The following is a 5,850-nucleotide window of genomic DNA, read 5'->3' as shown; positions in this document are numbered from 1 at the left end:
ATATCTTCGTTCAGCAACGCCAAACAAACAAAATCACCAATTCTAAGCTATCTAGGAGTCAAGAGAATGTCTTTAGTCGTAAAACAGAAAGAACGTAAGGGAATCATCAATCCTATATTTACCTGTCAGCCTGCTGGGGCTGAATATGCTTCCATAGGAATCAAAGATTGTATTCCCTTGGTGCATGGAGGACAAGGCTGTAGTATGTTTGTTCGCCTCCTGTTTGCCCAGCATTTGAAGGAAAATTTTGACATTGCTTCTTCTTCACTCCATGAAAATAGCGCTGTTCTTGGAGGACAGCCACGCATTGAGGAAGCCGTAAACACCTTAGTAGCACGATATCCCGATTTACGGATTATCCCAATTATTACGACTTGTTCAACTGAGACAATTGGGGACGATATCGAAGGAACCATTAACAAGCTCAATGCCCAGTTAAAGAAAGACTATCCCGATCGCAAGGTTATCCTTGTTCCTGTACATACTCCCAGTTACAAAGGCAGTCAAGTCACTGGCTATAATGTCGGCGTACATGCAATCATTTCTAGCCTAGCAAAAAAAGGCGAACCAACTGGCAAGTTGAACATGATCACAGGGTGGCTTAACCCTGGAGATGTCACCGAAGTTAAGCGCATCTTAAAAGAGATGGACGTTCCAGGAAACATTTTACTGGATACAGAAACCTTCGATGCGCCCACCATGCCCGATAAGACAAGTTTTGCCTTTGGGAATAGCACCATCGAAGAAATTGCTGATTCTGCCAATGCGTTGGGAACTATTGCCTTATGTAAATATGAAGGAGGCAGCGCAGCCGAATTCTTACAAGAGAAGTTTAAGGTTCCCGCAATCATTGGCCCAACACCAATTGGCATCAAAAATACCGACACTTGGCTGCAAAACATCCAAAAACTAACTGGGAAAGCAATACCAGAATCTTTAGTCAGAGAACGTGGTAAAGCTATTGATGCGATCGCAGACCTTGCACACATGTTCTTTGCCAACAAGAAGGTAGCTATTTACGGAGATCCCGATTTAGTAATTGGTCTAGCAGAGTTCTGCTTAGAAGTTGAGTTGGAGCCAGTGCTGATGTTGTTGGGAGACGACAACAGAGCCTGCACCAAAGACCCAAGAATTGCCGAGTTGGAGAAGCAAGCAGCCTGTGATATCGAAGTCATCTGGAATGCAGACCTCTGGGAATTGGAGCGCCGCATTAAAGATAAATCCCTCGAAATCGACTTAATTCTAGGTCATTCAAAGGGTCGATATATTTCTATCGATAACAAAATTCCGATGGTTCGGGTTGGCTTCCCCAGCTTTGACCGGGCAGGTCTGTGGAAATACCCAATTATTGGCTATAAAGGAGCAGAATGGCTAGCAGATAATATTGCTAACGCCATGTTTGCAGATATGGAAAACAAGCACGATCGCGAATGGCTCTTAAACGTTTGGTAAGAGACTGATCTGTATGGGGGATGGAATCTATCCGCAGTGATATTTCTGTCGTCCATGCCCAAATCATTAGATGGTATTTCCATCGAAGTTTTTACCGATACTTAGCAATCCTACATCAATTGTAAACCAGGCAGCACCCGTTTAACTGATTAGTCAGAGGGTGGCTCAGTCGCCTGGTTTACGACTCACAACAGGGTACTGCTACAGAAGCTATTGAAAGACTGGAGAGTTCTCATGACTGCAAGCATAGATCAGAATGTCGTATTTTACGGAAATTTGAGCGAACTGTATCGCTTGGCAAAAGAGGGTAAAATCAAGACCAGTTTACAAGGTAGTCATACCCGCCCCTGTAAATTCTGGACTGCAACCAAGATTTTAAGTGGCATTAAAAATGCGATCGTCATTTCTCACGGGCCGAGTGGCTGTGCTTATGGTGTCAAGCGGGCATACAAACTGACCAATAGCCGCAATAGTGGTTCACCTTATGAACCTGTGGTGACTACGAACATGAGTGAGAAGGCAGTAATTTTTGGAGGGGAAAAAGAATTAGCAGGCGCGATTCGAGAAGTAAATGAAAAATACCATCCCGATGCGATCGTTGTTGCTACTAGTTGCGCGTCTGGTATTATTGGCGACTGTGTTGATGATGTAGTGAATAAGGCGCGTGGCGAAATCCAGTCTGAAATCATGACGATACATTGCGAAGGATTCGCAGGCGAGTATCGCAGTGGATTTGATATCGTCTTTCGGCAAATTGTAGACTTTATGGAGCCGCCAACTCCAGAACGGAAAGCACAACTAGCCGATTCTGTCAATATTGTGGGCGCGAAGATGGGCCCTGAAAGGACAGAAGTCGAAACTGATGTTAAGGAACTGGTACGATTGATAGAAGGAATAGGGGCAAGAGTTCACAGCGTCATCGCTGGTGACTGTACTTTAGAAGAACTTAAGCAAGCACCAAGTGCGGCAGTCAACTGTACTTTATGTTTGGATCTTGGCTATACCATTGGTAAAGCCATGTCAGACAAGTTTGGTACTCCGCTAAACTCTACTATCCTTCCTTATGGGATCACCGCTACAGAAAAGTGGCTCGAAGGAGCGGCAAAATATTTAGGGATGGAAGAACAGGCGGCTGCTTTAATGGAAAGGGAATATGCCGCAATCAAGACTGAATTTGAGTCAGCTAAGGGTTATATAGAAGGGAAGTTAGCAATTATCGAAGGACACGATGCTATCAAGTGCTTATCCCTTGCCCACATGTTAGATCGTGATTTTGGGATGCGTGTAGTAATTTATAACTTCCATCCGTGGAGTACAGAAGCACGAGAAACCAGTGTAGATTACTTGTTGGAAACAGGGTTAGACCCGGAAATCTTGATTACGAAGGGGACACTGGCTTTTGGTAAGTACGAGTCCATGAAACAAACGGAAGATGAATTACTAGATTTTATTGGTGGTCTTGATACCGAATCAGTAGTATATTTTGGTTCTTCCTTGAGTTTCCCCCATATTCCGGTCGTTGATTTAAATGCCATCTTAAATCGTCCCAGATTTGGCTATCGCGGAGCCTTAAAGGTCGCAAAGTGTATTAAAACAGCACTTCAATATGGTTTTAGACCTCGCAGTTCCTTAACCAAGCAAATGGTGTTCCCGAAAAATTCCGGGTTAGCATCTGCTCAATCACTAACTGGAAAACTAGCCCAAGACCTGCCTGATTGTACCGTATATGCAGAGAAGAGACGGGGCAAATGTTGTAACGAGTAATAAATAAAATGTGACTTTGCTAAATAAAAGTATGGATTTGTCTCACCCAGAGGCGCAGAAAATTGTAGCGACTGTCTTGAAAGTCAAGCGATTATTAACAAAAAACTGGGACTGGCTGCATTGTAAGGACTGGAAAACACTGCACGCTGATTCGGTGGCGTTTTATCCGAGCAAAGCTTAAGCCAAAAATGTCAAGCCAGAAGCCGTTACAGGCTACGTGAAATACGGAAACGTCAAGGCGGAAGTCGCTACAGGGAAAAAAGAAGCCGTTACAGGCTACGCGAAACACGGAAACGTCAAGGCAGAAGTCGCTACAGGCTGCGTGAAACGCATTTCCCATAGTCAAGCCTTAGAAAAACAGGAGGAAAAAATGTCTGCTGAAACAACTTTTGACAATTGTAACCATAGTAAAGACCCAGTAGTTGGCTGTGCCCTTGAAGGTATTGCAACTACGGTTGCTGGCATTAAAGATGTCAGTATTGTGATTCAGTCTCCACAGGGTTGCGCGTCTACTGTTGCAGCTGGGTATGATGCTCATGAGGTTGATTTCACCAAGCGGAAAGTAGGTTGTACTCGTCTTTTTGAGTCAGACATTGTGATGGGAGCGTCTGAGAAACTCAAAGGGATGATTAAAGAGGCGGATCAATCTTTTGATTCTAAAGTCATGTTTGTCGTTGGTACTTGCGCGGCAGACATTATTGGTGAAGATATTGCGGGATTGTGCAACCAGCTTCAGCCAGATATCAAAGCCAAACTCGTTCCTTTAATGGCTGGTGGGTTTCGGGGCAATGCTTACGATGGCTTGGAGATGGGTTTAGAGGCTTTACTTCCTTTTATCAAAAAAAGGCAGACGAAGAGAAGGGGCAGAAAGCCAAGGATTGTAAATATCATTGCGCCACAAGCAAATTTGAATCCTACTTGGTGGGCTGATTTGGAATGGGTAAAGAAGACGTTAAAATCTTTAACAATTAAAGTACAGACGGTCTTCTCTCATAATACCTCATTTGAAGAACTAGAGCAAGCTGGTGAGGCAACCGCCAATATTGTTCTCAGTCATGATGTTGGGTATAAGTTTGCTCGGAAAATGCAACAGACCCATGACATCCCTTTGATCCTTGATGATATACCTTTACCAGTGGGTGTAAACAACACTAGCCGATGGTTGAAGGCATTGGCGACACATTTCAAGATCGAAGAAAAAGTCGTCGAACCGCTAATTAAACAAGGCGAAGAAATGGTCGTAGATACACTTCGCAAACGAGCATTAATGATTATTCCCCGATATCGTAACTGTAGAATTGCCGTATCTGCGGATGGGACGCTTGGCATTGGACTGGTCAGAATGCTCTTTGAAGAATTGGAGATGATTCCAGAAGTCTTATTATTTCGCTCGGCGATGCCTGATTCTCGTTCAATTCTGGAGCGAGAACTGCACAGCCTCGGTCTTAATTCCCGCGTCATATTTTCGGCAGATGGCTATCAGGTAAAACAGACCTTAGAAGAGTTTGATGTTGATGCTGTGATTGGCTCGGCATGGGAAAAATACATGGCAGAGGAATTGGGAATCAAAATTGCTTTTGATGTATTTAGCCCCACTAACAGAGAAACTTATGTTGACAAGCCATATTTTGGTTATGAAGGTATGATCAATATAATGGAGGTGATTGCTAACGATTGGGATAGAGCTTTTCGTTCCAAAGAGATTCATTGGACATAGAAAAGTATTGTGTCAAGAATGTTTTGATATCTTGATTCAGAGTTAAGCTCTTAAGCATTTAATTTGCACATTGAAACCGCAGGGGAGCAGGGAGCAAGGGAGAGGATTTCCAGCTTTTATTGACAATAAAAATGGTGCAACTTGTAGGCGCGATAGCTTATCACTCCCGGTTCGCCCATTTTTTTTGGAGTTCGAGAAATTGCTAAAAACCAGAAAACCTAGTTACCATGATGGTTTTAGCGATTTACCTAAATTCTATTTAAATTATCACTCTGCTCTCAAAACTCTATTTTTATGCGATGCCCTTGGCAGCCCCCTTGGGGCCTCGCATAAATTTGGGATGATAGTACGTTTGAATTATAGATTGAAACCCTTATACCAGGAATGGGATTTGCCTCGTTCAATGCGGAGAGGCGAACCTTGAGAGGATATGAGGCTATAAACATGATCCGTAAGGGACAAGTCAAAACAATTCAAAATTATCAATTCAAAATTACAATCAGTGCTTGCTCTGTACCCAGAATTAATCAATTCAAAATTTTTTATTTCTTCTTAATTTTACATTTTGAATTCAAAAAATGGTCAAGGGAGTTGAAAAAACAGACATCATTGCTCAAGTTAAATTTGTTGCTCAAATTTTTGCAGTAGCCGCATAACTAGTTCTGATTTATACATTTTTTTATCCTCAACAAGTTTTTGCAATACAACCTTTTTTCTTTCCCCCAACCCTAGCACTTCATTTCTTCCCCCTGGTGCTTGGCATCAAGTGTCAGATTCACCACTTTCTTCAAGTATTTTTCATACCAGTCTTTCAAACACGTACTGTATAGAACCCATTTGACATCTTTTACTGTGTTGAAGTAAAGTGAGCGCAAAAGTTGTATAAAGTAGTAATGCCATACTCTAGCAGCCTCACA

General features: G+C 42.7%; 3 protein-coding genes and 2 pseudogenes. 4 read left to right on the top strand and 1 reads right to left on the bottom strand.

The window, feature by feature from the left end; genetic code table 11:
- From vnfK to V7K32_RS28845, 4 genes and pseudogenes are all read left to right on the top strand, one after another.
- Window positions 1-1,452: V-containing nitrogenase subunit beta (gene vnfK / locus V7K32_RS19675; protein ID WP_334995485.1), on the top strand; the 1,452-nt coding region annotated here is incomplete at its 5' end.
- A 234-nt stretch (window positions 1,453-1,686) separates the two neighbouring features.
- The gene (locus V7K32_RS19670; RefSeq protein ID WP_334995484.1) at window positions 1,687-3,216 is read left to right on the top strand and encodes a nitrogenase component 1; all 1,530 of its coding nucleotides are present in this window, start codon (window positions 1,687-1,689) and stop codon (window positions 3,214-3,216) included.
- Between the two features lie 217 nt (window positions 3,217-3,433).
- A complete protein-coding gene (locus V7K32_RS19665; protein ID WP_334995483.1) occupies window positions 3,434-4,933 on the top strand; it encodes a nitrogenase component 1 in 1,500 nt (499 codons plus the stop codon).
- Window positions 4,934-5,311: 378 nt separating this feature from the next.
- A pseudogene (locus tag V7K32_RS28845) lies at window positions 5,312-5,407 on the top strand (IS6 family transposase); the annotation flags it as partial.
- 254 nt (window positions 5,408-5,661) lie between these two features.
- On the opposite strand, the pseudogene V7K32_RS19660 reads toward V7K32_RS28845, so the two are convergent.
- Window positions 5,662-5,850: pseudogene (locus V7K32_RS19660) on the bottom strand (hypothetical protein); the annotation flags it as partial.

This window comes from Nostoc sp. (assembly GCF_036917635.1).
Classification (GTDB): Bacteria; Cyanobacteriota; Cyanobacteriia; order Cyanobacteriales; family Nostocaceae; genus Nostoc.
The sequence above is the reverse complement of the archived record's forward strand: the minus strand, read 5'-3'. Positions and strand labels throughout refer to the sequence as shown.